The organism is Marinomonas algicola, assembly GCF_014805825.1.
Classification (GTDB): domain Bacteria; phylum Pseudomonadota; class Gammaproteobacteria; order Pseudomonadales; family Marinomonadaceae; genus Marinomonas; species Marinomonas algicola.
Genome location: NZ_CP061941.1, coordinates 4048924 through 4073979 on the forward strand (window position 1 = coordinate 4048924; position 25056 = coordinate 4073979).

Sequence of the window (25056 nt, forward strand, 5' to 3'; positions counted from 1 at the left end):
CACTTACCTTAAATAAACTTAATCGATACGGGCATAAAATGCTTGATATGGAGGAAGTACTAAGACGCTATTCTCCAAATTAAAGTTAAATCCATGGCCTTCTAATGGCGTCATAGACATAGACACGTGTGCATTTTGCGGAGCGCCAGTCATGTTGATAACGACCAGCATGCTCTCATTGCCTAAGCGTCTAACGTACGCAATAAGTTCCTCATTCCCTAGATCGACTTGTTCCAGTTCTCCTTGAATCAATACGGGTTGCTTCTGTCTCCAGAGTAATAATTGACGAACCTTATGTAATAAAGCATCGGGATTAGACTCCTGCTCAGCCACACTTAATGCTAAGTGGCGATCGTCCACAGGAAGCCATGGTTCTTGAGTCGAAAAGCCACCGTGTTCACTTTTGTTCCAAACCATTGGCGTTCGACAACCATCGCGGCCTTTAAATACGGGCCAAAGAGGCAGGCCATATGGATCTTGGATACGCTCAAATGGCACATCGGCTTCAGGTAACCCAAGCTCTTCACCTTGATAGAGACAGACACTCCCTCGTAAAGACGTAATCAGAGCCATCGCGACTAATGGGTATTTCTCTTGATCTTCATGATTGCCCCATCGGGTTATTGCTCTCACGACATCATGGTTTGATAAAGCCCAACAAGGCCAGCCATCACCCACAATATCCTGCATATTCTTCAATACAGAGCGGATATAAGCCGGTGAATGTGGTGCATTTAATAAGTCAAAGGTATAGGCCATATGCAACTTATCACCGCCAGAAGTATACTCCGCCATTCTTTCAAGCGGAAAGTCGTCTCCAATTTCACCGACGGTTGTTGTACCAGGATATTCATCCATTAAAGCCCTCAACTCTTTTAAAAAAGTTAAGTTCTCTGGTCTACTTAAATCATACACATGTCGCTGATAAGTATACGGGTTATCATGAGGTGCCCCCATGGTTTTCGGCTCTCCTGGGGGGACAGGCGGATTGTCTTCTAAACCTTGACTGTGATAGAAAAAGTTTACTGTGTCCAAACGAAACCCATCCACGCCTAGGTCCAACCAAAAGCGCATATTATCTAATTGCAACTGTCGCACTTCATCATTGTGGAAGTTCACATCCGGCTGACTTGTTAAGAAATTATGCAGGTAATACTGCAATCGACGACTGTCCCACTGCCATGCACTGCCGCCAAAAATAGACAGCCAATTATTTGGTGGTGAGCCATCTAGTTTTGGGTCACTCCAAACATACCAATCGGCTTTTGGATTGACTTTATCTTGACGACTTTCGGCAAACCAAGGGTGTTGATCGGATGTGTGACTGAGAACTTGGTCAATCATCACTTTTAACCCGAGAGTATGCGCCCTGCTGACTAGGGTTTTAAAGTCCTCTAAAGAGCCAAATAAAGGGTCAATGTCTCGATAATCAGAAACATCATAACCAAAATCTTTCATGGGTGATGTAAAAATTGGAGATAACCAAATGGCGTCAACACCCAAAGACGCAACATAATCTAGCTTAGATGTAATACCAGCCAAATCACCCACACCATCACCGTTCTCATCCATAAAACTACGCGGATAAATTTGATAAATAATTCCGCCTTTCCACCAGTTCAAATTGGTTGTCATACCCAATACTCTCCAATAATCAAATCGCGTTACGATAGGTCAAACCTGTCGTATCAAATAAATGCATTTTTTCAGGCACTGTCATTAACTTCACCTGATCTCCCCTTTTAAACTCGGTCGTCCCTGATAACTTACCTATCACCATATCGTCGCAATTAGGTACTTTCACATACAATAGAGTCGCTTCACCTAATGACTCAATAAAAGCAATGTTGCCCTCTACTAAATAGTCACCCTCTGTTACAACAAATAGATCTTCTGGCCTAACACCAAAGCTCACCAACGCATCATGGTCTTTGTCTGGCGTATTGAGCGGTACACTAACGTGTTGCTGAGCGACAATTTGCACCCCTGTAATGCCACCTGTTTGGGTGATCTTGGCCGGAATAATATTCATCGCTGGTGACCCAATAAACTTAGCAACAAAGACATTTCTCGGATTGGCATATAATTCTAGCGGAGGGCCGACCTGCTCAATATTACCGGCTGATAGCAACACAATTCGGTCAGCTAAGGTCATGGCTTCTACTTGATCATGAGTAACGTAAACCATGGTAGATTCTGGCATGCTTTCTTTTAAGTTAGCGATTTCCATTCTGGTTGCTACTCGAAGCGCTGCGTCTAAGTTTGACAAAGGTTCATCAAATAAAAACACTTTCGGTTTACGAACAATCGCTCGGCCTATCGCCACGCGTTGACGTTGACCACCAGAAAGCGCCTTAGGTAGACGATCAAGATACTCAGTCAATTGCAGCATATCGGCCGCTTTTCTAACCTGTTGATCGATGTCGGCTTTGCTGACTTTGGCAATTTGTAAACTAAACGCCATGTTGTCATAGACACTCATGTGAGGGTAAAGGGCGTAGCTTTGAAACACCATAGCAATACCACGCATAGCGGGCGGAATATCATTAACTAACTGACCATCAATTTCTAAGGTACCGCCAGAAATACTTTCTAATCCTGAAATCATTCGTAGTAAAGTCGATTTACCACAACCAGAAGGGCCAACAAACACAATAAATTCACCTTGCTTGATATCCAAATTAATATCTCGCATGACTTCTACTTGATTGTTATACACTTTCTTAATATTGGTTAACTTCAAATCTGCCATTGTATAGCCTCTAAAACTTGCTTAACTCATACGGCCTACGCTGTCATATGATGTCGGTAGGCCATCGTTTTATTTTTGTTAAATTTATTTTACGGATCCCGTTAACAAGCCCCTAACCAAGAAGCGCTGCAAACTGAAGAAAACACATAGTGGAACAATGATGGTTATGAATGCCGAAGCCGTTAAAATCTCCCAATTCCCCCCACGAGAGCCCAGTAACTCACGTAGTTGTCCGGTCAATACCAACTCATCCGCACTGGTGCCTAAGAAAACGGTGGCGATGAGCAAGTCATTCCAAACCCATAAAAATTGGAAGATCGCAAAAGAAGCCAAAGCAGGAAAGGATAAAGGCAACACAATTTTTCGAAAAATATCAAAGTCAGTAGCGCCATCCACACGAGCCGATTCAATAATTTCTCTTGGTAAGCCTGCAATATAATTGCGCAGTAGATAAATCGCCAAAGGCAAGCCAAAGCCCATGTGCGCCAGCCAAATCCCAACATACCCTTTCGACCCTATTCCAAAAATATCGCCAATAAAGTTATAGCTTTTCAGCAATGGAATCAGCGACATTTGTAAAGGAACAACCAACAAACCAACAACCGTTGCGACTAACAGCGCTCTGCCCGGAAACTTCATCCAAGCCAACGCATAGGCGGCGAAAGCCGCCACTAATATTGGAATGATTGTGGCTGGAATAGTCACGGTCAGCGAGTTAATAAAGGATTTACCTAGCCCTGCAGAGCCCAATACTTCACGGTAGTTATCTAACGTAAACCGAGGAGGAATTTCGGCGGTATAAAAAATACGCTTGCCTCGACCCTTAAACGCGTTTGGTGAGGTCATTTTATAATCACCATTTTCCAAAACGACCAGTGTGAGACCGCGTTTTAATTCAGCCTTCTCGCCCACGGTGTATTCTCCTGGCCTTAGAGAGCTGTCACCAAACTTGGTAATAACGCCAGTCTTACCTTCCTCAAATACATTACCGGTTAGCACATACTCATCATTTTCTTGTGTCGGTTCTTTCGGTATTTCGGCTCGAGTAACCAGTCGTTGCTCTGACGTTGACAGTGCTGTCCACCAGCCAGAAACGGATAATTGATCTTTATCCCGTATGGATGAGATAAAAAGGCCCGCTGTTGGAATCGTCCATATCACGACCAAAAATAAAACGGTTGCATGAACTAACCAAGTTAAAGGAGAGCGTTTTGATGATTGAACCATGATTAACGGCCCTCCATTTCTGCATTTGCACGACGAATATTCCATACCATAATAGGTACAACCAACACCATTATTACAATGGCCACAACAGCGCCACGACCAAAGTCACCACCGCCACGGAACATCCAGTCAAACATTTCATTCGCCAATACCTGAGTTCCCCACTGACCATTAGTCATGGCTAATACAATATCAAACACTTTAAGTACAAGAATGGTAATGGTCGTCCAGACAACCGCAATGGTCCCCCAAATCTGTGGCACCATAATCTTATAAAAAATCTGGAATCCATTGGCTCCGTCTAAAACCGCGGCTTCAATGGTCTCATCGGGGATGCCTCTTAAAGCCGCCGATAAAATCACCATAGAAAAACCTGTTTGAATCCAGATGAGGATGATCATCAAGAAGAAATTATTCCAAAAATCAATGGTGATCCATTGCTGAGGCTCACCGCCAAAAAAGATAACAATCGCATTGAGTAAGCCAATTTGAGGGTCTCCACCACTTCTAAAATCATAGATAAACTTCCAAATAACAGACGCACCAATAAACGAAATGGCCATCGGCATAAAAATCAGGCTCTTGGCAATGTTGCCCCACCAAATACGATCTGTCATAACGGCAATCACTAATCCAAAAAAGGTAGCCGCCGTTGGAACCACAATGAGCCAAAGCATGTTATTTTTAAATGCTTGATAAAACTCATCACTATTAAATAACCAAGCGTAATTGGCCAAGCCAACAAATTCATCGCCTGAACGCCCAAAAAAAGACAGTCGAAAAGACTCGACTACAGGATAAATCAGGTAGAATCCTAAAGTAATTAAAGCCGGCCCAACAAATAACCACGGCCTTATATAACCCGTGATACGTAAATTACGCGCAACCACGTCATAAGGACGATTCTTTGAAGGGAAAAGTTTATCGAGAAGGAAATTTGAGCCGTAAAAATACGCGGCGCAGCCCAAAACCCCGAAAATAACGATGATCAGCGCTGAGGCTAACTGTCCCATGAATGCTCCTGGTTTGGTTTACTGCCAATCAGACAGTGTCAAATAAAATAGTGCGACGGATCATTCATAGAAAGTTGATTAACAACAATGAACAAAAACCTTATAACGCCGCTAATAATATGAAGATCAAACAAAGCATCAACACAGGTGTCCTGATGCTTTGTTAAACTACCTTGTCATTGAATTACTTAATGGCATCCCATGATTTTTGAATGCTCGTCGCCACTTCTTTTGAGTCTTTGCCGCCAGTGTAGTCAACCATACCGGTCCAGAAAGCGCCTGCTCCTATTTTTCCAGGCATCAAATCAGAGGCATCAAAACGGAAGGTTGTTGCATAACGTAAAATTTCACCCTGCTTCTTGGCCGCATCTGAAGAATACAGTTCTGGGTTTGCTTTCAAATGAGCAGAAATAAACCCGGTTTGAGCCATCCACAATTCATGGGCAATAGGAGAACGAATAAAATCTACAAAAGCGTGAGCTCCCTTAGAATCATTAGTAATACTTACGAGGGTACCAGCGCCAAGAACGGGGTTTCCTAAATCTTTTGACGCATAAGAAGGCATGTAGAAAAAGTCCGCATCTAAACCTAACTCAGTTCCTTCAGGAAAAAAGGCCGGGATAAATGATGCTTGACGGTGCATATAACATTTAGCGGGTGACGCAAATAATCCCTTAGGACTGTCACGGAAGTCCGTTGAAGAAACAGCAGCGGCCCCCCCATCAACAAAGTCAGCATTACGAGCAAACCAACCAAATTCATCGATCGCGCTCACAACTCTTGGATCATCAAATGGAATCGTATTATTCACCCATTGATCATAAACTTCTGGAGTTTGAGTACGCAACATAAGGTCTTCAACCCAGTCGGTTGCAGGCCAACCTGTCGCCGAGCCGGAACCCAGTCCGATACACCAAGGCGTTGCTCCATCGTCTACAATTTGCTGAGTTAAGGCTTTTAGCTCTTCCATTGTTTTAGGCACTTCATAGCCTGCATCTTCAAAGTTTTCAGGAGAGAACCAAACCAAGGACTTTAAATCAGCGCGATAAAATACACCGTAAAAATCTTTTTCACCTTCAGCGCCGTTAAATGTCGCTAGATCAACCCATGATTGACCTGCCGCATAATCTGTCACAACACCGTCTTTAATCTTATCGTCTAATGGCGTGATCAAACCTTTCGCCGCCAAATCTGCCGCTAAGCCAGGCTGTGGGAAAATGGAAACATTAGGGGCACTGCCTGCTTGAGTATCGATCACAATTTGTTGCTCAAATGAGTCTGAACCAGCGTACTCAACCTCCGCCCCTGTCGCTTCTTCAAAATACGCAATCACATGATCAAAGTGCTCTTTCTCTGAACCCAGCCAAGGACCAAATACAGAAATTTTTTCACCCTTTAAATCCATAGACTTTAATGCTTCGTAGCTGGACCAACTAAAGCGAGAATCTTCACCCGGTGTGAAAAGTAAGTCTTCGGCTTGCGCACTGGAGACGGAAAAAGCACTTGCTGATAATGTTAAAGCCATTGCCGTTGAAAGAATTGATTTATTCATTGCCACTCCTCTCGGAATACTGAAGGATTCAGTCATTCCTTATTTTTATTATGTAAGTTAATGAGCACGTCTTAATGTTTTCTTTAAGGATTAAGATACTTTTAAAAGTATTGTCAAAGTGCTGGTTTTTTTCAATATCAGAGCGGTCTTAATATCCACTTAATTTTGTTTGTTTTTTAAGCAAACGTAAGTCAACCCAAAGATAAAAAATAAAAAAACCGAGCAATCCAAGAAAACAACAATTAAATCAATGGTTTAATTTCAAAAAAAACACAGAGATCTCACGTCAGCATAAAAAATGAGGTAACGAAAGGTTATTTTAAGTAAGAAACTGGCAATAGCGAAGAAAGGCGAGCTCAACTTAAACCTTTAAATTGAGCTTCTAAAAAAGACTTATGAAGTAAATGAATTAAGCATGTCGCTTGCTTCAGAATAAGAAGGCAATGAAGGGTACGCACCCAATTGGGTTACGGCTAATGCACCACACGCTACAGCAAATGAAATCGCCTTATGTATCTCTTCTTGAGTCATAAGAGCAACCGTTGTTTCTCCTGCCACTTCAGATAAACAAAATAGTAAACCACCGACAAAAGCATCGCCTGCTGCTGTGGTATCTTTTACCGAGACTTTAGGGGTAGCCACTTCTCCAATAAGCCCAGTCTTATGAAAGTACCGGACTGAATTCGCACCATCCGTCAGCACAAATAAACTCACGCCTTTTTCAAGTGACGACTGAATTAAAGCCATTGGGTCACTTGATAACTCAACTAACTCTTCCATACTGGCTTTAACCACATCGGCCGTTTGAAACCAATGGATCACGCGCTCAATATCCACGCCCGATTCAGGCCATAAGTTTGCACGCAAATTAATGTCGGCGCTGACGATCCAACCTGCCATTTTCGCCATTCGTACACCTATATGGGTAGCTTTAGTAATGTGCTCGTCTGTTAATGTGTTAGAGCAAGTATGAAAAACGCCTCTTGAGGTATAAAACCATTCAGACAGAAAATCTTCCGGGCGAAATAACATATCGGCCGAAGGATTACGATAGAACTCAAAGCTTCGCTCACCCGTTTCATCCAAACTGACAAAAGCCAGTGCGGTTTTAGCGGCACTCGTCATCAGTAAAGCATTGGTGTTAACACCATACTCATTTAAAGAATCCTTCAAAAAATGCCCGAATGAATCATTGCCTACCTGCCCTACAAAATGACTATTGCCACCTAATTTAGCCACAGCCACAGCCACATTAGCGGGAGCACCGCCAGGGTACTTGGCAAAGGTTTGAATCTCATCCTTGCCTGTGTTCTGAGCAAGAAAATCAATCAAAGCCTCGCCAAAAGACATCACCTTAGCTAAGTTTTTTTCCTCATTGTGATCACTTTCAGAGAAGGACATAGAGTTATTGATATCAGACATAATTTTATTTCCTAGGTTCAAATAGACAGCAGTATGACGCCAGAATTAGATTAAATCAATCTCATGTATTTAAGGTTTTTTTCTATACTTACGCTCAATTAGGTATAGTAGACCTAGAGGGAAAATTCATTGCTATAAAACAAATAAATGAGAATGAAAATGACAAAAGCACGACGTATTTTTGTAGTAGATGACGATGATGATATTCGTAGTTTATTAAAAACTTATTTGGAAAAGCATCAATTTTACGTTGAGACTGCGGAATCGGGGGAACGCTTCATAGAAATGTTTGCGCAGAATCCTGAATTTGATTTGATCATTTTAGACATCATGCTGCCAGGTGAAGACGGCTTTTCTATTTGCCGACAATTGCGCACCAGTTCTCATGTACCAGTCATCATGCTAACGGCAAACTCAGACGAAACAGATCGTATTATTGGCTTAGAAATTGGAGCCGATGATTACTTAGCCAAGCCGTTTAATCCACGAGAGCTGCTAGCAAGAATGAAAGCCATTCTTCGTCGTATGGAACATATTGAGCCGATTCCAGCCGAAAAAAGTAAACCACACACCCTATTTAACTTTGCTAATTTTTCATTAAATACGGTTTCTCGTGAACTCACAGACCCAGAAGGCCATACCGATTCTCTCACCGGAGCCGACTACAATTTATTAACCTTATTTTTGCAGCACCCTGGTGAAGTCCTATCACGTGATCAGATTGCTGAAACAACAAGAGGACGTGATAGTGCACCTTTAGATCGGTTTATTGATGTGCATATTAGTCGATTAAGACAAAGACTTGGAGAAGATGCACGCCATCCACAATTAATCAAAACCGTCAGAGGAGAAGGCTATATTCTGACAGCCGATGTCAGCAAGTCGCTCATGCCGCCTAGTCCAATATGATGCCTATTCAATCGAAAATGCGTAACCTTCTTCACTCTCTCTCTGGGCAGATATTAATCGTTATGACGTTTGGCGTCGCCTTAGCGCAGTTTATTAGCTCAAGTATTTGGTTAAAACAATTAGAAGCCGATGCCAAACAAAATGTTAAAGAGGTGTCCCAACCTATGGCATTTCGAGTCGCCTCAACCATTAGTTATTTTTCCTCTTTACCAAAAAGCTATCGCCATATTGTCATTGACCAATTACAAGATATGGGTGGGACTCGCTTTTTCGTGACAGTCAATAAAGAAGAAATTCTCATTAATGATTTGCCCAACTCTCCGTTAAAAAACATTGTCATTGAAGAGTTCCGCCACACTTTGTCAAAGCAATTGGGCATTACCGATCCTAAAATTGCTTTCTCGAGTCCCGATGATCTGCATGTGATTAGCAACAACATTAAGTTAACCGACTTACCGGAACGTTGGGGACATCACAGCTTATTAGTAAAGCCTCTGGCCCCACCGATCTTGGTGATTCAAATTGAGATTAATGAAGACGAATGGCTCTATCTTGCGACCTTGATGCCAGATCCTTATTTTCTTGAAGGTGCCTCTCCAATTTCCGCTGAGCGGTTGTTTTCCTTAGCCGCGTCCATTATCACTGTCTTAATATTAAGTTTATTGGTGATTCGCCGCGTAACAAGACCTTTAGCCACCCTAGCGAAAGCCGCAGAACAGTTCGGGCAAGGCGACTGGCGACCGATGCAAGAAATTGGTAGTACGGAAGTACGCAACACCGCCCATGCCTTTAACGACATGCAAATTCGCTTACAACGTTATTTGAATGATAGAGAGCGATTATTTGCGTCTATTTCACATGATTTAAAAACGCCCATTACACGCTTACGTTTACGCGCCGAAATGCTGGAAGAAGATAACGTTAGAGACGCTATGATTCGAGATTTAGAAGATCTCGATATGCTAGTAAAAGGGGCTTTACAAAGCGTAAAAGAAACCGATATTCATGAAAATAGAGTCGAGGTCAACATTCAAAACATGCTGTTGGACATGCAATCGAGCGCGGCTCTGGCTCACAAAATCATACGGATTCATGGAGAGTTAAAGACGCCTTATATAGGTAAACCCTTTGCAATTAAGCGCTGTCTTGGCAATTTAATTGATAATGCCCTGTATTATGGTACCTCGGCGACCGTTTACCTCGATGATAATGAGGAAAGGCTGTGTATTCGTATTCAAGATGAAGGTCCCGGCATTCCTAAAGACAAGCTAGACAAAGTCTTTCAACCCTACACCAGACTCACCAGTGACCATTCTGGGCACCCTAGTGGTATGGGACTTGGTCTCAGCATCGCTCGCAACATTGCCCGTGCGCATGGAGGGGAAGTCACCTTAAGGAATCTAGACAATGCCAAAGGGCTCGAAGCGGTTATCAAGCTACCTAGACATTAACTATTACAATGACTGAGAATATAAAAAGCCCAATTTTGGGCTTTTTATATAAACAGAATACTGATCTACAGAGTGATCTACACCTTAAAACGAGCAACCAGTGAATCTAGATCAACAGAAAGTATCCGTAGAGATTTACTGTTTTCAGTCAATCCATTTGCCGTAATAACGCTGTGATTAACCGACTCTTGAATGTTGGTAATATTTTGACCAACGTCCCCCATAGCTAATAACTGCTGTTCTGTCGTCGCTGCCACTTGTTGATTAAGCTCATTCATTTTATCTACCTGTGCAGAAATAGTATTGAGCGCAAGGGCAACACTCTTAACAGATTCAGCGCCTTCGCTCGCTTTTTCCTGCCCGGCTTGTGACGCCAATAACGCTTTGCGGGATTCGGATTGTAATTTATCAATCATTACTTGAATTTCATCCGTTGATTGAGCTGTGCGCTTCGCTAAGTTACGCACTTCATCAGCAACAACGGCAAAACCACGGCCTTGTTCACCCGCTCTAGCTGACTCAATCGCCGCATTCAAAGCCAATAAGTTCGTTTGTTCTGAGATGCTGCGAATAACGTCTAGAATACTTCCTATTTGCTCCGAGTTTTTCGCTAGATCTGCAACAGTTGACGCAATACGCTCGCTTTCTGAGGACAAGTTTTCAATAATAACTTTAGCGGAATCGGCTACTTTTAGGCCCGCATTAACCTCTCTATTTACATCTCGGGCGGAAGTAGCGGCCTCGGCTGCATTTTCAGACACTTCTCTAACTGACATTTCCATTTCATGAACCGCTGACACAACCATTGAGGTGCGATCACTTTGTAAACGAGCATCTTTAAGTATAGTTTCTGCTGAGTGAGACATTTGTTCTGATGCTTGATTAAGCTGACTACTGGTTTGCAATACTTGCTTAACCATATTATGAATAACAATAACGAACTTATTAAATCCATTACCGATATCAGCCAGTTCAACAGGGCCATCTGCACTTAGACGGTGGCTTAGATCACCGTCACCTTCACCGATTTCTTTTAAGTTATCCGCGACCACACCTAACTGTTTAACCAGAGCGGCACCGATAAATGAGGCTGCAACGGCGGCCACAATACTTAATATTACACCTAGTATCAGTAAAGTATTTCCCATGGAAGAAACGCTACCGAAAACAACATCATTAGGTATTTCAGCGACTAATATCCACCCCATAGCAGGTATAAATTGACTCGCTAAAACGGCGTCTCCTGTCATTTGAATGTTTACGCCTTTTTGTCCTAATAAGGCTTGGCCTACCTCTGTTCCATATAAATCCGTTACACTACTTTTTTCCAATAATTTACTATTACGGTGAACCTTAATAACCCCATCTTGCGACACAAGATAAACGAAACCACCATCACCGATGTTAAAACTGTTTAAATAATTCGTCATTTGAGTGAGCTTCATGCCAAAACCAGCCAAACCTTGACCATTCAAATTTTGATAATTGACAAATAAGCTGACTTCGCCTGTCGATTTACTGCGATAAACACTCACATTTTTATTTTTAGACGATGTCGTAAAGTCAAAAAACCAACTATCCGTCTCTTTTGTCATGACGCGTAAAAAACCATCTTGGTTCCAATACTTTCCCGACTTCCTGTCTGCCCATGAAGCAACGTCCAAATCTAAACGTTCACGGATATTGCCTAACAAAGAAACAAGAGAGGTCTCGCCATCTTTAGAGAAGCCCTTTTGAGCCCAGTCTAAAATCATCGGATTATTTGCTAAAATTTCAGCATTAGTAGAAAGCGTTTCAATCTGATTTTCTACTTCATTTTTTATTTGCGCGATTTGAGCTGGCAGTTCAGTCTTGGTTGTACGCTCCAACATCACAGATCGGGCCTGAAAGAAACTTAACAACCCCATCGCTATCGTTGTCGTTAACACGGCAATCACAAAAGCATAAATTAAACGAACTTTTACCGACATGAATCAATTCCTCTTATCCACTACAACGTCCTATTTTAGACCGCTCAAAAAGGCTCAAGCAATCTATCAATTGCGTAAAATCTTATCAAGAAGACAAGATAATCACACGGCTAATTACCAAAATGCACTCTAAAATTAGCAATAGAGCGACTATTAAGTCACTAAACCAAGTTATATCATTTTATTATAGTAAAAAATTCGCAGATAGCAGGGGATAAATTATGTTAGAATTTACGCTAAGAAAGGATAGGCAATAGCAGAATGATAATGATCACTATGCTATTACCTACAGAGATTGAGTATACAGTATTTTAATAGTCAAACTTAAACTGGGTATAAAGCGTAAAGGCGGCCTCCCAAACGTCACCCACTTTCCCATTGCCGACAGGCTTCCCATCTATAACGGTAACAGGCGCTAACTCTTTACTGGAGCTGGTCACCCAAATTTCATCCGCGTTGAATACTTCTTCCATCGTCACATTACGCACTTCAACAGGGATAGAGCCGTCTTTTTCTAGAATATCCAAAATTAATTTACGCGTGATACCCGGTAGAATTTGGTTATCCTGAACTGGCGTAATCACCACACCATCTTTTACTATAAACGCATTGGAAGAACTGGCTTCGGTTAAAAAATTGTCTTCGTTGTACAACAAGATTTCATCATTACCGCTGGCATAACCTTCTTGGAAATGCATCACATTACCCAAAAGAGCTGTGGATTTTATTTGGCAACGTTTCCAACGCATATCTTGCGTTGTCGCTACAGAGAAACCTTTTGCGGTACTCGCATCCGCTTCAACAGCCGGTTTAATCGGGTTCGACATTGCGAAAATCGTAGGCTCAACGCCTTCAGGGTAGGCATGATAACGTTTCACGTCCGCTCCACGGCTAACTTGCAGATAAATACCCTGATTACCACCACCATTTTGATCAATCAGCTCTTGTATCAGCGCTTTCCAGTCATCTAGAGACTTAGTACACTTAATGCCAATAGCAGACAAACCGTCAAACATGCGTTGCATATGTGGCTCTAATCCCACTGTTTTTCCATCATAGGATGGAATCACTTCATAGATACCATCTCCAAACAAAAAGCCACGATCTAAAGGGGAAATTTTTGCTTCCTCGATAGGCATAAACGCGCCATTCAAATAAACAGTGCTCATAGTGTTCTCCACATAAAATAAAAGTCAGTAATGAAAAATGGCGGCTGCCAAAAGTGTTTATTCTGTCTTGCTAGACACATCAAATCCGGTCAATTTACGTAACTCAAGTATCACGGAGTCACCTACAGAAGAGTCCAGACCGTCTTCCGTTAATTGATTTAAACGCGTTACACCGTCCACACTGCCCAACTTAGACAAATACTCTAAGGTTACTATAGGGTCAAACTCCGCCAATAAATCACGATTATCTAAGTACCCCATCATGGCAATAAGGCCGTACCCACCCCAGTTTGAGACATCCGCCACAATGAGTTCATCACAAGTCGTGGTCGCAGAGACAATGTCGAGGCTTTTTAACGCTGACGTCACATTCCCCATACCGATTTCGTTGCCGCCATCACCAATGGCAATAGTTGGACAACGGGCTTGTTTCATAAAGGTGTCATAACATGCGGTGCGAGCACTGATGTCTTCACCTCGCATATTATAATAATTACCGTCTGCCGCTTGGCCTGGACGCTCAATAGAAAGCACAACGCTGGGCATCAAATCATCCAACACCGCTTTTGCTTCTTGTGCTTGGTAGGCGTGTTTACCGACTTCTATTTCAACAATGCGGTAATCTTCCCTTAACGCTTTTGATAATGGCGCACCACAGACGATATAAGGCGTTGAACCGACCGCTTCTAACGCTTGGTACAGTGCAATTGCGCCTAAAGGGCCATCTGTTTCAAAGGTATCCGTTACCGGAAAGCCCGTCCCAATCAAAACCACACCTTTTGCACTGAATAAGACCTTTGCCGCTCTTAAACAGTATCCTGGCTTTAAACTGGGTTGCACGCTTGCCATGCCTCGAAGATTACGTGCCACTAGCGCATTTTCTAGAGCAACACTCATCGATTCTAAAATATCTGTCATAGTTTCTCCGACAATTTAACCTAGCCTATTACGAGCGATTGATCTGCGCCTCAAAGAGAAGCCAGTTCAATCCTCGCTTCTTTACGACGTGCTAATACATTAATTGCATGTGCCTCTTCGACCGTTACCGGCGTAAAATACACTTTTTTGCCTTGCGTCATTTGCGCTAAACGAGCCGTATCGATTGACATCACTGAACCAAGCTTGGGATAACCACCGATTGTTTGCCTATCATTTAACAGCACGATTGGTTGGCCATCTGGAGGCACTTGAATCGCGCCATGAGAAATTCCCTCAGACAACATGCTTGATACGGAAGAGTGGCATTCTGGGCCCGTTAAACGATACCCCATACGATCCATTCGCTCGCTGACGGTATATTCGCCATGAAAAAAACGCGTTTTATCAAGGCGACTAAAGCTGTCAGCTTGGTAACCTAACACAACTCTTAATGGAGAAGAGTCTGCGTAATCTGGTCTGTGCTGTTCTGGCATAGCAACGCGAGCTTTGAAGTCCGTATTATGTAAGGTCAATACATCACCTTTGATTAACGCTTTGCCGGATAAGCCACCTAAATTTTCTCGTACAACCGTTGCCGTACTGCCAAATTGCGCCTCAACGTTAAACCCACCAAGCACCGCAAGATAGAGACGGCAGCCTTGCGATGCAAAGCCAAGTTTCAATACATCACCCGCATTTACATCCAAGGTTTCCCACATAGAGACTGGCTTACCGTTAAGCTTCACATCCACCGTGGCGCCGGTAATCGCTATTTGCGTTTTTTGGGTAAACTCGGCTGAAAAACCACCGATACTAATCTCAATGACACTTTCGTTATCTTGATTATGGCAAAGACGGTTGGCCCAACGAAACGCAAATGGGTCCATAGGACCGCCGACAGTTAAGCCAATTCGATGTTTGCCGATACGGCCTAGATCCTGAACCAAAGACAGTACACCTGGCTGTAGGATTTTCATAATTCACCTCCTAACGCCAAATACTCATCTTTGTTAATGGCATAAAATTTCACTTTATCGCCAACTTCCACCGGCATACATGGCGTCGCGCTTGCATCAAACATGGCCGTTGGGCACAAACCAATCAAATTCCATCCTCCTGGAGAAACCGATGGATACACCGCTGTTTGTCTATCTGCGATGGCAACCGCGCCTTTTGGCACCGCTTTACGAGGCGTTGCTTTTCTTGGCGCGGCAATACGCTGATCCACTTCACCTAAAAAAGCAAAACCAGGCGCGAACCCAATAGCGAACACTTGGTAAGACTGCGACTGATGAATTTCAATGACTTCTTCAACGGATAAATTTGCCTGTTTAGCCAGCGCCTCTAAATCTGGTCCAGCGTCAGTGCCATAATACACAGGCAATTCCACGGTACGACTTTCTTTTGCTTCAAAATTTTGGTTTTCGGCTTGCATGCGTTGAGTGATCTCATAACGCATACGGTAAACATCGAAGTATTCATCATCATAAACAACCAAAAGAGAAGCATAAGAAGGAATTAAATCAATGATTCCATGCCCCACTAACGCTTCTAAGGCTTGAGTGGCCGCAAACACATCCGCGGCCGATTGCTCACTGGCCACCTCTGCAAAATATAGAATCAACGCGTTCTCGCCAGCGATGTCTATTCTCATCGAAGCCTTCATTAGGACATCATCTCCTTGATCGCTTCAATTGAACGAACGCCGGCCTCATTGTCACCATGAACACATAAAGTATCTACATCAAGCGTCATTTCATGGCCACTGATGGTCGTAATTGTGCCTTTATCAATCAGTTGCTGAACTTGCGCCAGCATCTTTTCTTTAGAATGCACGGCGCCTTCTTTTGAGCGAGCCAAGAGCTTACCGTCATCGGCATAACAACGATCGGCAAAGGCTTCAAAGGAGACAGCTATACCATACTGATCGGCTTCTTTACGATGCTCCATCGATTCAGGAGTCGCTTGCAGAACTAAACGAATCGGACGATAGAATTTGGCAACGGCTTGCATAATTTGACCGCGCAACTCGGTATTGGCCATCATATCGTTATACAAAGCACCGTGCGGTTTCACGTAAGTCATTTCTAAGCCGTGACTGCGAGCCATGCCGTCTAGAGCCGACATTTGATACAACATTAGGCCATGCACTTCTTCTGCCGAGCACTTCAAACTGCGGCGACCAAAGCCGACAAGATCTGGATACCCAGGATGAGCACCGACTTCAACAGCGTGCTCTGCCGCTAAGGCCAGTGTTTTCATCATCCACTGTGGGTCACCAGCATGAAAGCCACAGGCAATATTAGCTTGATCTATATGGGGCATGGCCAAACTGTCCAAACCCATTTTCCAAGAACCGTAGCCTTCACCTAAATCGCAATTTAATTTCATAGTCATTTCAACCTCTTTTACATCACATGTCAGTTTTATAAAATAGCCAATTGGCTATTGCGCATGTCAGTTACTAGCATGCAACCAGGGCTGTGTGTAATGCAAAATGGGGGCTTGGCTTGCTCTAATGCAACTTGAGGCGTTACACCACAAGCCCAAAAAACAGGCACTTCGCCTTCTTTGATAGTTACCGCGTCCCCAAAGTCAGGTGTGGCGATATCTCGTACACCAATCGCGGCAGGGTCACCAAAATGCAAAGGCGCACCATGTACAGACGGAAAACGAGTACAGATTTGAATAGCACGAATAGCGTCTTTTGGTACCATTGGGCGCATGCTAACAACCGTTGTACCAGAGAAGGGTCCTGCTGCACGACATTCAATGTTCGTACGATACATAGGGACGTTAACACCTTCCGTAATATTTCTGACTTCCAAACCATCGGCAATTAATGGCTCTTCAAAAGAAAAAGAACAACCCAATACGAACGTCACTAAGTCATCGCGCCAGATAGAAGTAATATCATGTACTTCTTCCACAAACACACCCTCGTGAAAGACTTTGTAGCTTGGTACATCGGTACGAATATCGACATTGTCACCCACTGAAGACAATAAAAAATCACCCGGCTCATCAGACATGCCAACAATTGGACACGCTTTAGGGTTTAACTGACAAAATTTCAAGAAATCATCGGCCCATGCTTTCGGCAGAATCACAATATTTCCCTGAACATAGCCTGAAGCCGCCCCAGATGTGTTCGCCTTCCACTGACCAGAACGAATCTGTTCACGAACCTGTTTAGGAGATAGCTGCGACAAGGGAATACTCTTTTCGATAGACATAAACACACCTCAAATATCGTATTTTTGAATTAAATCATCTAATTCTGGATCATTCTACAATCAGACAATAACTTAGTTAAATAATCTTAAAAAGAATCACTTTAAAGTTTATAACACCTTTTATTTATTAATATTAAGTTTTTTATTTCAAAAAAAAGGCTGCCGATAAAGACAACCCTCTCTTCATTGCTATAACGTGTCTAAAAAAAACTATAAAGACGCGGCCTCTCTCGAAGCCTGATCATATAAGCCTGACAGCGCTCGCAAGTTTTCTGCAATTTCAGTCAGTTTATCTGGCGAAAAGTTAAAGCTTTTAAGAGAATCAACCAGACAATCTTCTCTAACTTCCCGGTAACGTTTACAAAAAGCCCGACCTTCTTCACTGGTTTTATAAAACATCTCCTTGCCCACTTTCTCTCCCTGAACAAGATGACGCTTTAATAACTTTTTCACAGAATAGTTAACGGTATGAACATCTTCAACGTTAAGCACGAAACAAATATCTGACAATCGTTTAGAGCGCTCTCGGTGGTTAATATGATGCACAATTAGAATATCTAAAGGGGCCAAATCGACCACCCCACTGGTCTTAGCGCAATGCATCATCCAACGATGGAAAGCACTGTTCGCGATAATCATACCAAACTCGAACTCACTCAAACAGGTTCCCTTCTCTGATAACAAATGAGAAGAGGCCACTATCACTTTATCTGGCATCCGACTATCTCCCTGTCATGTTTGTCGGCAAAAAGGTAACGATTTGCGGAAACCATGTGATGAGTACAACAGCCAATAAAATCAACAAAAAGAAGGGCAAAGCCGCTCGGGCAACATACAAGATATCTTTACCTGTCAGCGCTTGAATGACGAACAAATTGAACCCGACTGGAGGGGTTATCTGCGACATTTCAACAACTAATACAATATAGATACCAAACCAAAGTAGATCTATTCCAGCTTGTTGCACCATAGGTAAGACAACCGCGGTTGTTAAGACAACCACCGAAATACCATCGAGAAAGCAGCCTAAAATAACAAACAGCACAGTCAAATAAAGCAGCAATTCAACTGGCGACAAGCTCATCTCAGAAATCCAAAATGCTAACGATTTTGGTATGCCTAAAAAGCCCATGGCCAAGGTTAAAAAGTGCGCTCCAACCAAGATCAGACCGATCATACAAGAGCTTTTTACCGCACCCTGTAAACTTTCAAGAAAACTTTTCCGAGTTAATGCTTTAGAAATAAAAGCCAGAAATAACGCACCGACGACACCCAAAGCCGCGGCCTCAGTCGGAGTGGTTAAACCACCGTAAATAGACCCCAAGACAAAAACAATCAGACCGACAATAGGAAACAGCTTTTGTAACGCTACAATCTTATCTTTAACACTGATTTTTTCATCTGAGCTTTTCGGCAGCTCATCTTTATTCAACAAGGCCCAACAGGCGGTGTACCCCATAAACAGAGTGACAAGTAAAAGGCCCGGTAGTGCACCTGCAATAAACAGTCGACCAATCGACACTTCCGCCGCCACACCGTACACAATCAAAATAATAGACGGAGGTATCAACAGACCTAATGTCCCCGAACCCGCCAATGTACCAACAGCCATACGCTCACTGTAACCACGAGCCTTCAATTCAGGCAACGTCATTCGCCCTATCGTCGCGGCTGTGGCGGCAGATGAGCCTGAAACGGCAGCAAAAATGCCACAACTGAGCACGTTCACATGCAATAAACGTCCTGGCAATCCACTAAGCAAAGGAGAAAGACCTTTAAACAAATCTTCTGATAAGCGGGTACGAAATAAGATTTCCCCCATCCAAATAAATAAAGGCAACGCCGTAAGAGACCAGGAAGTACTTGCTCCCCACGTAGCCGTAGCAAACAATAGCCCTATCTGATCGTTACCAGATAAAACCAAGCCCAGTACACCCACTCCTACAAGGGAAAGCGCCACCCAAAAACCAGATGCCAGCATCAGTAACAACGCAACAGCTAAAACTGTTGATAAAATAAGGGTATCCATTAATTATCTCCCCCAAGGCCAGATTCTAAATCAATCTCTTCTTCTTCATGCATCAGGTAATTAGGCTTTTGACCGAGTAACGTACAGAAAAAATCATCCGCTATCGCAATGGTGAACATCACCATTCCTAAGGCAACTGGTACTTGAGGTAACCAGAGAGGGACAGGAATGTAGCCATAAGACACTTCTTCAAAAATATACGACTCCCAAGAAAGGTGTATCGTATAGAATGACATGAAAGCACTTAACAACAAGGCTACGGCTAAGATAAACAATTCTTGAAAATGTCTCGAGCCAGCAGGCAAAAACTTAATCGCTAAACTGACACGAATATGGCCACCTTCTCTAAAAGTATAAGCCAGACCAAAAAAAGTGGCGGCCGCAAGACTGTAACCGGAAAAGTCCTCAACAGACGGTACAATAAAACCGAATAATCGACCAATAATTTGAGAAACAATCAATAAAGTAATAAGAAGGATGCAAAAGCCAGACAGATAGCCTGAAGCCAAATACATGTTATTGAGTAATTTGCGCATAATAAAGCCTTTTTTTTAAAAGGCCATCAGCGTTCAGCACTGATGACCTTATATAGAATTACTTTTTATAATTTTCTATCAAAGCTTTTATTTCAGGACCCGATTCAGCTAACCATTCGGCTTCCATGGTTTCGCCAATAGTAGCAAGTTCGCCCAGTAATTGTTCTGAAGGCTGAGCAACAGCAATACCATTATCAATTAGCGTTTGTGTGTCTTTTTTCGCTTCCGCTTGCACAACTTCCCAGCCAGCTTTCTCCGCATTAGCCGCGGCATCAAGGATAACTTGTTGCGTCTCTTTATCTAAACGTTTAAACGAACGAGTATTTACCACCACAACATTCTTAGGGATCCAGGCTTGGATATCCGTATAGTTATTAACGTAATCCCATGCTTGACCGTTAGCACCGGTTGAAGGGGATGTGATCATGGCATCAATGATTCCAGTACTAAATGCTTGAGGAATCTCAGGCACTTGAATCGTTGTTGGCGTTGTTCCCATTAAATCCGCTAAACGAGACGTTGATGGGCTGTACGCTCTCATTCGTGAGCCTTCTAAGTCCGCCAAAGAGTTAACCGGATCCTTGCTGTACAAACTTTGAGCAGGCCAGGCCACAGCATAAAGTAAAGTCATCCCTTCTTTATTTAACTGTTTTTGCATCTCAGGCTTTGCCGCTTCCCATAATTTCTTCGCATCAGCATAATTTGTTGCTAAGAAAGGGATATTGTCATGTTTAAAGATAGGATGGGTATTACCCATAATACCAATAAACACTTCTCCCATTTGCACCTGCCCGGTTTTGACTGCACGAGGAATTTCAGGATGCTTAACCAAAGACGCGCCAGAGTGAACCGTAATGTCCAATTCACCTTTTGTGTTTTCTTTAATTTCTTCTGCAAATTGATACGCAATTTTTGTAGGATGATTCGAATCACCATAAGGCGTAGGCATATGCCATTGAGCCGCACTTACTGAGGCAACAAGGCCACCCGCTAAAATTGAACCAGTTATAATATTCTTTATCAACATTCTCTATTCTCCACTGTTTTTATTATTAGCTCAGTTTGCAGACAAACCACACAACCGAAACTAATTATTAAACGACTTAACGACAATACGCCAGCGTTTTGTTAATGTTATCAAGGAAAAGCAAATAACAAGCCAATAGTTTATAAAACCTTTAAATAAAGTATTTATAGTGTATTAAACTGCTCAATAACATTGTATACAATGCAATACACTAACGTATTATTTTTTCGCCAATCTATATATCGACAAAATTTTTTTCTCCTGCTCAATCACTGTGCAATTTAACAACACAAAAATCCCCCCATGAGTATTAAAGGTGCAGTCTTCATAACCTCATGCAAAGTGGTTATATAAGGTTTTTTTGCAAACGTTATGACTCTTAAAGACTAGTAGACTAACAATCCAAATTCCATTTATGGCATACTCAAAGGTCTCTCTTTTAAAAAGACCTTCAACGAGATATGAATCCATGACACCTTCTACCCACCCCGTATTCTGGCGAGACGAGTCCTTACCTTATATCGAATTAAGGCATGTAACGGATGGGCATAATGTCACCTACGCGGCCCATTCACATAAAGAGTGGTCTATCGGTGTTATAGTAGGTGGCGAAAGTACGTTTTTATGCGCTGACCGACGCCATCAAGTGTCACAGGGAGACATTGTTATAATGAACCCAAATGTTGTGCATCATTGTAACCCTCTTCCAAAATCCTCTTGGGCGTACTATATGATGCATATTGACGTGTCTTGGCTCGCGTCGTTTTTGCATCAGTCTGGAGTGACTCAAGAGAAGATTTTTCAACCTACACGGGTTGATACGCTTCATGAAGATGATTTCTATGTAGGCTTTATAACACTGGCCCAAATCTTAATGTACGATCAGGACAACACCATAACCAGTGAAGGCAAGGATAAGCACATAAAAGCGTACTTTGCTGAGTTATTTCATTTCATCTATAGAACGAAACCACATGAAGAACAGAAAAAACCAGCAAAATCAATAATAGAGGTAGCGACTTACCTTGATGAGCATTATTTAGAAGACACCTCAATAGAACAATTAAGCGAGAAATTTGCGCTCAGCACTGGCTACCTAGTCAGAACCTTTAAAAAGCATTTCAACCTATCACCACATGCTTATCGATTGAATAAACGCATTCAAATGGGACAACTGGCCTTAAAATCTGGCGGTTCCATTATTCATACTGCGCAGGAAGTTGGCTTTAATGATCAATCCCACTTTCAACGTACTTTTAAGCAACGAGTGGCGGCAACGCCAAAGCAATATCAAAGCACTACCAAAAGTACTCAACGTTGAGAGCATTGGACTTTGCTGTCCAATTAAAAAAGAATAAAGAAGCAACTTCCAGCCAAAAGAATAGCAAGCGTTTTATTCAGCATCCGCATGCCTTTCGTATTTTCAATGAACCGCCCTAATACAACACCTGCCACAACCCATACACTTAAAGAGAGCCAGCAAATCGCAAAATACAGTCCAGCAAAAATAACCAAACTCTGTCCATTCGGTTCAGGAATATACGAGACAATACCGGCTAAAGAAGCCATCCAGGCTTTCGGATTTAACCATTGCATATAAGCGCCTGTCATAAAAGACGGTGCTCCAGACGCTTCTGAAACCGTAATTTCACCTTTATCTTTAAAAAGCTGATAACTCAGATGAAGTAAAAAGACGACCCCAACCCATTGTAATACTTGGGTAATAATAGGTAAGAATGCCACTACGTAATGCAAACTTAAGCCAATAACAACAAACAAAGCCATAAAACCAACGGTTGCTCCGGTAACAAATTTTAAGCCAATAAGCGTTCCGTATCGTGCCCCACTGCCAATACAGACTAAATTTACTGGCCCAGGAGAAAGAGACGCAGCCAACGAAAACAAAGACATAGACACAATTAACGAAAGGGTCATTACAATCATTCCATCACAATAAAAGGAACGTCAGTTTCCTCATTATGCCTTGTCGAGTATTGAACAAAATTGACCTTTTACATTTCTTTCTTTCCTTGCTTTACTGTCTACTCATTCACTCAATGATGGGAGAGAGCGTTATGATCAGACACATACTTTTTATTCAGTTCACAGAGGACGTTCGAGAAAAGGACGTGGCTTCTATTTTTATGATGTTCAGAGAGATAAAATCGAAAATTAGCGGCATTCTCTCAGTTGAGTGCAGCAAAAATAACAGTCCAGAAGGCTTAAACAAAGGCTTCTCTCATTGTGTAGTGATGGATTTTGTTGACGAGCATGCAAGAGACGCCTATCTACCTCATCCTGAACATGAAACGTTAAAACAGCAATTTGTTCCTATGATAAAAGACATCATTGTCCTAGATTACGAAGTATAAAAAACACACCGATCGATTCACCAGCCGTGTTTTGAACGTACGAGACAAACAGTTAAACTAAACGCACTATAAAATAATAAATTTAGGAGCACATGGTCTTGTCTCGTTCTCAACGCTTACTGACCTTAATTGACTTATTACGTCGTTATCGCTATCCGATCTCGGGAAAAAAATTAGCAGAACAACTTAATATAAGCGTTCGCACCCTCTACCGAGACATCGCCACGCTGCAAGAACAAGGGGCTAATATTGAGGGGGAAGCGGGTTTAGGTTACGTCCTTAGGCCAGGCTTTTTGTTACCACCACTGATGTTTACCGAAGACGAAATAGAAGCCCTCGTATTGGGAGCCCGCTGGGCGCAAACGCAAACAGACAATGGCTTAACCGAAAGTGCGAAGACCGCGCTCACAAAAATTGGAGCCATCTTACCTACAGAATTAAAAGACTTGATAGACGACTCTTCATTACTGGTTGTCCCCAACAAAAACACCTCGAAAGACAGTGTCGATCTGTCTTTAGTACGTCAATGCATCCGAGACGAAAAAATCTTGTCCATTCATTATCTCGATTTAAAAGGGAATCAGACACAACGTCGAATTTGGCCCTTTGCCTTGGGGTATTTTGACGAAGTACGTGTACTCGTAGCGTGGTGTGAGCTACGACAGGAAAGTCGTCACTTCCGCACAGATCGTCTGATTAGCTGCACGGCCATAGACACTCGCTATGCGACACCTCGTCACGCACTACTGAAACGTTGGCGCGCTACCTTGACAACACCTAACGGCAAAGCCGCGACTGCTGACAGAAACTGACACCCCTCCTATTTATGCTATTCCTATCGCGCAACGATCTGGCGATATTTACGGATACGACTCGCCTTTCCATTACGTATCTAATCGTTATTCATTATGAAATAGGAAAAACAGCATGGATCTTTCAAACTTTACCATCTTATATGTCGAAAACGTTCGACGCAGTATCGACTTTTATCTTCCTTTATTTGAACGTGAGCCTGCACAAATAAGTGACGGTTTTGCTTTATTTGTATCAGAGTCCGGTGCCAAATTTGGGCTATGGGCAAAGCACGACGTAACACCTAAAATACAAGGCCGTGCTGCAGGAGCCATGGAAGTCGTACTGGAAGTGAGCAATGTCATTACCTTACAAATAAACCACACCAAGTGGCGGGAATTGGGGGTTAACATCATTCAGGAACCCATTGAACTGGATTTTGGAACAAGTTTTACGGCCGAAGACCCTGACGGCCATCGTCTGCGAGTTTTTTGTTACGAGAAATCTTAATGGCGTGCTGCCTAAAGAGGCGACAGAGCCATTAACGCTTCTCCGCTGACGTCTACGTAACAAAGAATACTTTGCACTCTTTCACCGCCATAATTGATCAAGGTAAATCGGAGGTAAGTTTTTTCATCATAACAACCTAGCTCCGACGCATTGATTCATTTATTAAACCTG

The 25056-nt window shown here is 42.6% G+C and carries 24 protein-coding genes; 6 read left to right on the top strand and 18 right to left on the bottom strand.

What is annotated here, in order from left to right:
- Positions 1–18: 18 nt before the first annotated feature.
- The 6 genes from IEZ33_RS18565 to IEZ33_RS18590 all read right to left on the bottom strand — a co-directional run bounded on the left by IEZ33_RS18565 (position 19) and on the right by IEZ33_RS18590 (position 7966).
- Entirely contained in the window at positions 19–1635 is a 1617-nt protein-coding gene (locus tag IEZ33_RS18565; protein ID WP_191601471.1) for an alpha-glucosidase, read from the bottom strand.
- Between the two features lie 19 nt (positions 1636–1654).
- A complete protein-coding gene (locus IEZ33_RS18570; protein ID WP_191601472.1) occupies positions 1655–2752 on the bottom strand; it encodes an ABC transporter ATP-binding protein in 1098 nt (365 codons plus the stop codon).
- An 84-nt stretch (positions 2753–2836) separates the two neighbouring features.
- Positions 2837–3979 carry a carbohydrate ABC transporter permease gene (locus IEZ33_RS18575; protein ID WP_191601473.1) on the bottom strand — a complete coding sequence of 381 codons (1143 nt, stop codon included), beginning with the start codon at positions 3977–3979 and terminating at the stop codon, positions 2837–2839.
- Positions 3980–3981: 2 nt separating this feature from the next.
- Complete coding sequence (locus IEZ33_RS18580; protein ID WP_191601474.1) at positions 3982–4992, bottom strand: carbohydrate ABC transporter permease; 1011 nt, start codon at positions 4990–4992, stop codon at positions 3982–3984.
- A 184-nt stretch (positions 4993–5176) separates the two neighbouring features.
- Complete coding sequence (locus IEZ33_RS18585; RefSeq protein ID WP_191601475.1) at positions 5177–6544, bottom strand: ABC transporter substrate-binding protein; 1368 nt, start codon at positions 6542–6544, stop codon at positions 5177–5179.
- A 393-nt stretch (positions 6545–6937) separates the two neighbouring features.
- Positions 6938–7966, bottom strand: a complete 1029-nt coding sequence (locus IEZ33_RS18590; RefSeq protein WP_240009573.1) for a carbohydrate kinase family protein — start codon at positions 7964–7966, stop codon at positions 6938–6940.
- 159 nt (positions 7967–8125) lie between these two features.
- On the opposite strand from IEZ33_RS18590, the gene IEZ33_RS18595 reads away from it, so the two are divergent.
- Both IEZ33_RS18595 and IEZ33_RS18600 read left to right on the top strand, forming a co-directional pair.
- Positions 8126–8875: a response regulator gene (locus IEZ33_RS18595; protein ID WP_191601476.1), complete on the top strand. Its 750-nt coding sequence runs from the start codon at positions 8126–8128 to the stop codon at positions 8873–8875.
- On the top strand, positions 8872–10326 hold the full coding sequence (locus IEZ33_RS18600) for an ATP-binding protein (protein WP_191601477.1): 1455 nt from the start codon (positions 8872–8874) through the stop codon (positions 10324–10326). The genes IEZ33_RS18595 and IEZ33_RS18600 overlap by 4 nt, the downstream gene beginning before the upstream one ends.
- Positions 10327–10403: 77 nt before the next feature.
- On the opposite strand, the gene IEZ33_RS18605 is transcribed toward IEZ33_RS18600, so the two are convergent.
- The 11 genes from IEZ33_RS18605 to IEZ33_RS18655 all read right to left on the bottom strand — a co-directional run bounded on the left by IEZ33_RS18605 (position 10404) and on the right by IEZ33_RS18655 (position 21211).
- On the bottom strand, positions 10404–12296 hold the full coding sequence (locus IEZ33_RS18605) for a methyl-accepting chemotaxis protein (protein ID WP_191601478.1): 1893 nt from the start codon (positions 12294–12296) through the stop codon (positions 10404–10406).
- A gap of 311 nt (positions 12297–12607) precedes the next feature.
- On the bottom strand, positions 12608–13465 hold the full coding sequence (locus IEZ33_RS18610; protein ID WP_191601479.1) for a D-amino acid aminotransferase: 858 nt from the start codon (positions 13463–13465) through the stop codon (positions 12608–12610).
- Between the two features lie 57 nt (positions 13466–13522).
- Complete coding sequence (locus IEZ33_RS18615) at positions 13523–14383, bottom strand: DUF4392 domain-containing protein (RefSeq protein WP_191601480.1); 861 nt, start codon at positions 14381–14383, stop codon at positions 13523–13525.
- A 50-nt stretch (positions 14384–14433) separates the two neighbouring features.
- Positions 14434–15360, bottom strand: coding sequence for a 5-oxoprolinase subunit C family protein (locus IEZ33_RS18620; RefSeq protein ID WP_191601481.1), 927 nt, complete (start codon positions 15358–15360; stop codon positions 14434–14436).
- On the bottom strand, positions 15357–16049 hold the full coding sequence (gene pxpB, locus IEZ33_RS18625) for a 5-oxoprolinase subunit PxpB (protein WP_240009574.1): 693 nt from the start codon (positions 16047–16049) through the stop codon (positions 15357–15359). The genes IEZ33_RS18620 and pxpB overlap by 4 nt, the downstream gene beginning before the upstream one ends.
- Positions 16049–16780 carry a 5-oxoprolinase subunit PxpA gene (locus IEZ33_RS18630; RefSeq protein ID WP_191601482.1) on the bottom strand — a complete coding sequence of 244 codons (732 nt, stop codon included), beginning with the start codon at positions 16778–16780 and terminating at the stop codon, positions 16049–16051. The genes pxpB and IEZ33_RS18630 overlap by 1 nt, the downstream gene beginning before the upstream one ends.
- 29 nt (positions 16781–16809) lie before the next feature.
- On the bottom strand, positions 16810–17619 hold the full coding sequence (locus IEZ33_RS18635) for a putative hydro-lyase (protein WP_191601483.1): 810 nt from the start codon (positions 17617–17619) through the stop codon (positions 16810–16812).
- A gap of 210 nt (positions 17620–17829) precedes the next feature.
- On the bottom strand, positions 17830–18336 hold the full coding sequence (locus IEZ33_RS18640; protein ID WP_191601484.1) for a winged helix DNA-binding protein: 507 nt from the start codon (positions 18334–18336) through the stop codon (positions 17830–17832).
- Positions 18337–18340: 4 nt separating this feature from the next.
- On the bottom strand, positions 18341–19648 hold the full coding sequence (locus IEZ33_RS18645) for a TRAP transporter large permease (RefSeq protein ID WP_191601485.1): 1308 nt from the start codon (positions 19646–19648) through the stop codon (positions 18341–18343).
- Positions 19648–20184: a TRAP transporter small permease gene (locus tag IEZ33_RS18650; protein ID WP_191601486.1), complete on the bottom strand. Its 537-nt coding sequence runs from the start codon at positions 20182–20184 to the stop codon at positions 19648–19650. Before IEZ33_RS18650 ends, IEZ33_RS18645 begins: the two co-directional genes overlap by 1 nt.
- Before the next feature lie 58 nt (positions 20185–20242).
- The gene (locus IEZ33_RS18655; RefSeq protein ID WP_191601487.1) at positions 20243–21211 is read right to left on the bottom strand and encodes a TRAP transporter substrate-binding protein; all 969 of its coding nucleotides are present in this window, start codon (positions 21209–21211) and stop codon (positions 20243–20245) included.
- A gap of 469 nt (positions 21212–21680) precedes the next feature.
- Between IEZ33_RS18655 and IEZ33_RS18660 the strand changes: the two genes are divergently transcribed.
- On the top strand, positions 21681–22532 hold the full coding sequence (locus IEZ33_RS18660; RefSeq protein WP_191601488.1) for an AraC family transcriptional regulator: 852 nt from the start codon (positions 21681–21683) through the stop codon (positions 22530–22532).
- A gap of 23 nt (positions 22533–22555) precedes the next feature.
- Here IEZ33_RS18660 and IEZ33_RS18665 read toward each other — a convergent pair whose 3' ends face one another.
- Positions 22556–23146 carry a LysE family translocator gene (locus IEZ33_RS18665; RefSeq protein ID WP_191601489.1) on the bottom strand — a complete coding sequence of 197 codons (591 nt, stop codon included), beginning with the start codon at positions 23144–23146 and terminating at the stop codon, positions 22556–22558.
- A 140-nt stretch (positions 23147–23286) separates the two neighbouring features.
- Here IEZ33_RS18665 and IEZ33_RS18670 point away from each other — a divergent pair, with 140 nt between their 5' ends.
- From IEZ33_RS18670 to IEZ33_RS18680, 3 genes are all read left to right on the top strand, one after another.
- Positions 23287–23583, top strand: a complete 297-nt coding sequence (locus tag IEZ33_RS18670) for a Dabb family protein (RefSeq protein ID WP_191601490.1) — start codon at positions 23287–23289, stop codon at positions 23581–23583.
- A 98-nt stretch (positions 23584–23681) separates the two neighbouring features.
- Positions 23682–24395, top strand: coding sequence for a helix-turn-helix transcriptional regulator (locus IEZ33_RS18675; RefSeq protein WP_191601491.1), 714 nt, complete (start codon positions 23682–23684; stop codon positions 24393–24395).
- A gap of 115 nt (positions 24396–24510) precedes the next feature.
- Positions 24511–24885, top strand: a complete 375-nt coding sequence (locus tag IEZ33_RS18680; RefSeq protein WP_191601492.1) for a VOC family protein — start codon at positions 24511–24513, stop codon at positions 24883–24885.
- Positions 24886–25056 lie beyond the last annotated feature (171 nt).

Excerpts from the sequence above, each read along its gene's own strand:
- IEZ33_RS18565 (WP_191601471.1), bottom strand. The coding sequence starts at position 1,635 with ATGACAACCAATTTGAACTGGTGGAAAGGCGGAATTATTTATCAAATT.
- IEZ33_RS18570 (WP_191601472.1), bottom strand. The coding sequence starts at position 2,752 with ATGGCAGATTTGAAGTTAACCAATATTAAGAAAGTGTATAACAATCAA.
- IEZ33_RS18575 (WP_191601473.1), bottom strand. The coding sequence starts at position 3,979 with ATGGTTCAATCATCAAAACGCTCTCCTTTAACTTGGTTAGTTCATGCA.
- IEZ33_RS18580 (WP_191601474.1), bottom strand. The coding sequence starts at position 4,992 with ATGGGACAGTTAGCCTCAGCGCTGATCATCGTTATTTTCGGGGTTTTG.
- IEZ33_RS18585 (WP_191601475.1), bottom strand. The coding sequence starts at position 6,544 with ATGAATAAATCAATTCTTTCAACGGCAATGGCTTTAACATTATCAGCA.
- IEZ33_RS18590 (WP_240009573.1), bottom strand. The coding sequence starts at position 7,966 with ATGTCTGATATCAATAACTCTATGTCCTTCTCTGAAAGTGATCACAAT.
- IEZ33_RS18595 (WP_191601476.1), top strand. The coding sequence starts at position 8,126 with ATGACAAAAGCACGACGTATTTTTGTAGTAGATGACGATGATGATATT.
- IEZ33_RS18600 (WP_191601477.1), top strand. The coding sequence starts at position 8,872 with ATGATGCCTATTCAATCGAAAATGCGTAACCTTCTTCACTCTCTCTCT.
- IEZ33_RS18605 (WP_191601478.1), bottom strand. The coding sequence starts at position 12,296 with ATGTCGGTAAAAGTTCGTTTAATTTATGCTTTTGTGATTGCCGTGTTA.
- IEZ33_RS18610 (WP_191601479.1), bottom strand. The coding sequence starts at position 13,465 with ATGAGCACTGTTTATTTGAATGGCGCGTTTATGCCTATCGAGGAAGCA.
- IEZ33_RS18615 (WP_191601480.1), bottom strand. The coding sequence starts at position 14,383 with ATGACAGATATTTTAGAATCGATGAGTGTTGCTCTAGAAAATGCGCTA.
- IEZ33_RS18620 (WP_191601481.1), bottom strand. The coding sequence starts at position 15,360 with ATGAAAATCCTACAGCCAGGTGTACTGTCTTTGGTTCAGGATCTAGGC.
- pxpB (WP_240009574.1), bottom strand. The coding sequence starts at position 16,049 with ATGAAGGCTTCGATGAGAATAGACATCGCTGGCGAGAACGCGTTGATT.
- IEZ33_RS18630 (WP_191601482.1), bottom strand. The coding sequence starts at position 16,780 with ATGACTATGAAATTAAATTGCGATTTAGGTGAAGGCTACGGTTCTTGG.
- IEZ33_RS18635 (WP_191601483.1), bottom strand. The coding sequence starts at position 17,619 with ATGTCTATCGAAAAGAGTATTCCCTTGTCGCAGCTATCTCCTAAACAG.
- IEZ33_RS18640 (WP_191601484.1), bottom strand. The coding sequence starts at position 18,336 with ATGCCAGATAAAGTGATAGTGGCCTCTTCTCATTTGTTATCAGAGAAG.
- IEZ33_RS18645 (WP_191601485.1), bottom strand. The coding sequence starts at position 19,648 with ATGGATACCCTTATTTTATCAACAGTTTTAGCTGTTGCGTTGTTACTG.
- IEZ33_RS18650 (WP_191601486.1), bottom strand. The coding sequence starts at position 20,184 with ATGCGCAAATTACTCAATAACATGTATTTGGCTTCAGGCTATCTGTCT.
- IEZ33_RS18655 (WP_191601487.1), bottom strand. The coding sequence starts at position 21,211 with ATGTTGATAAAGAATATTATAACTGGTTCAATTTTAGCGGGTGGCCTT.
- IEZ33_RS18660 (WP_191601488.1), top strand. The coding sequence starts at position 21,681 with ATGACACCTTCTACCCACCCCGTATTCTGGCGAGACGAGTCCTTACCT.
- IEZ33_RS18665 (WP_191601489.1), bottom strand. The coding sequence starts at position 23,146 with ATGACCCTTTCGTTAATTGTGTCTATGTCTTTGTTTTCGTTGGCTGCG.
- IEZ33_RS18670 (WP_191601490.1), top strand. The coding sequence starts at position 23,287 with ATGATCAGACACATACTTTTTATTCAGTTCACAGAGGACGTTCGAGAA.
- IEZ33_RS18680 (WP_191601492.1), top strand. The coding sequence starts at position 24,511 with ATGGATCTTTCAAACTTTACCATCTTATATGTCGAAAACGTTCGACGC.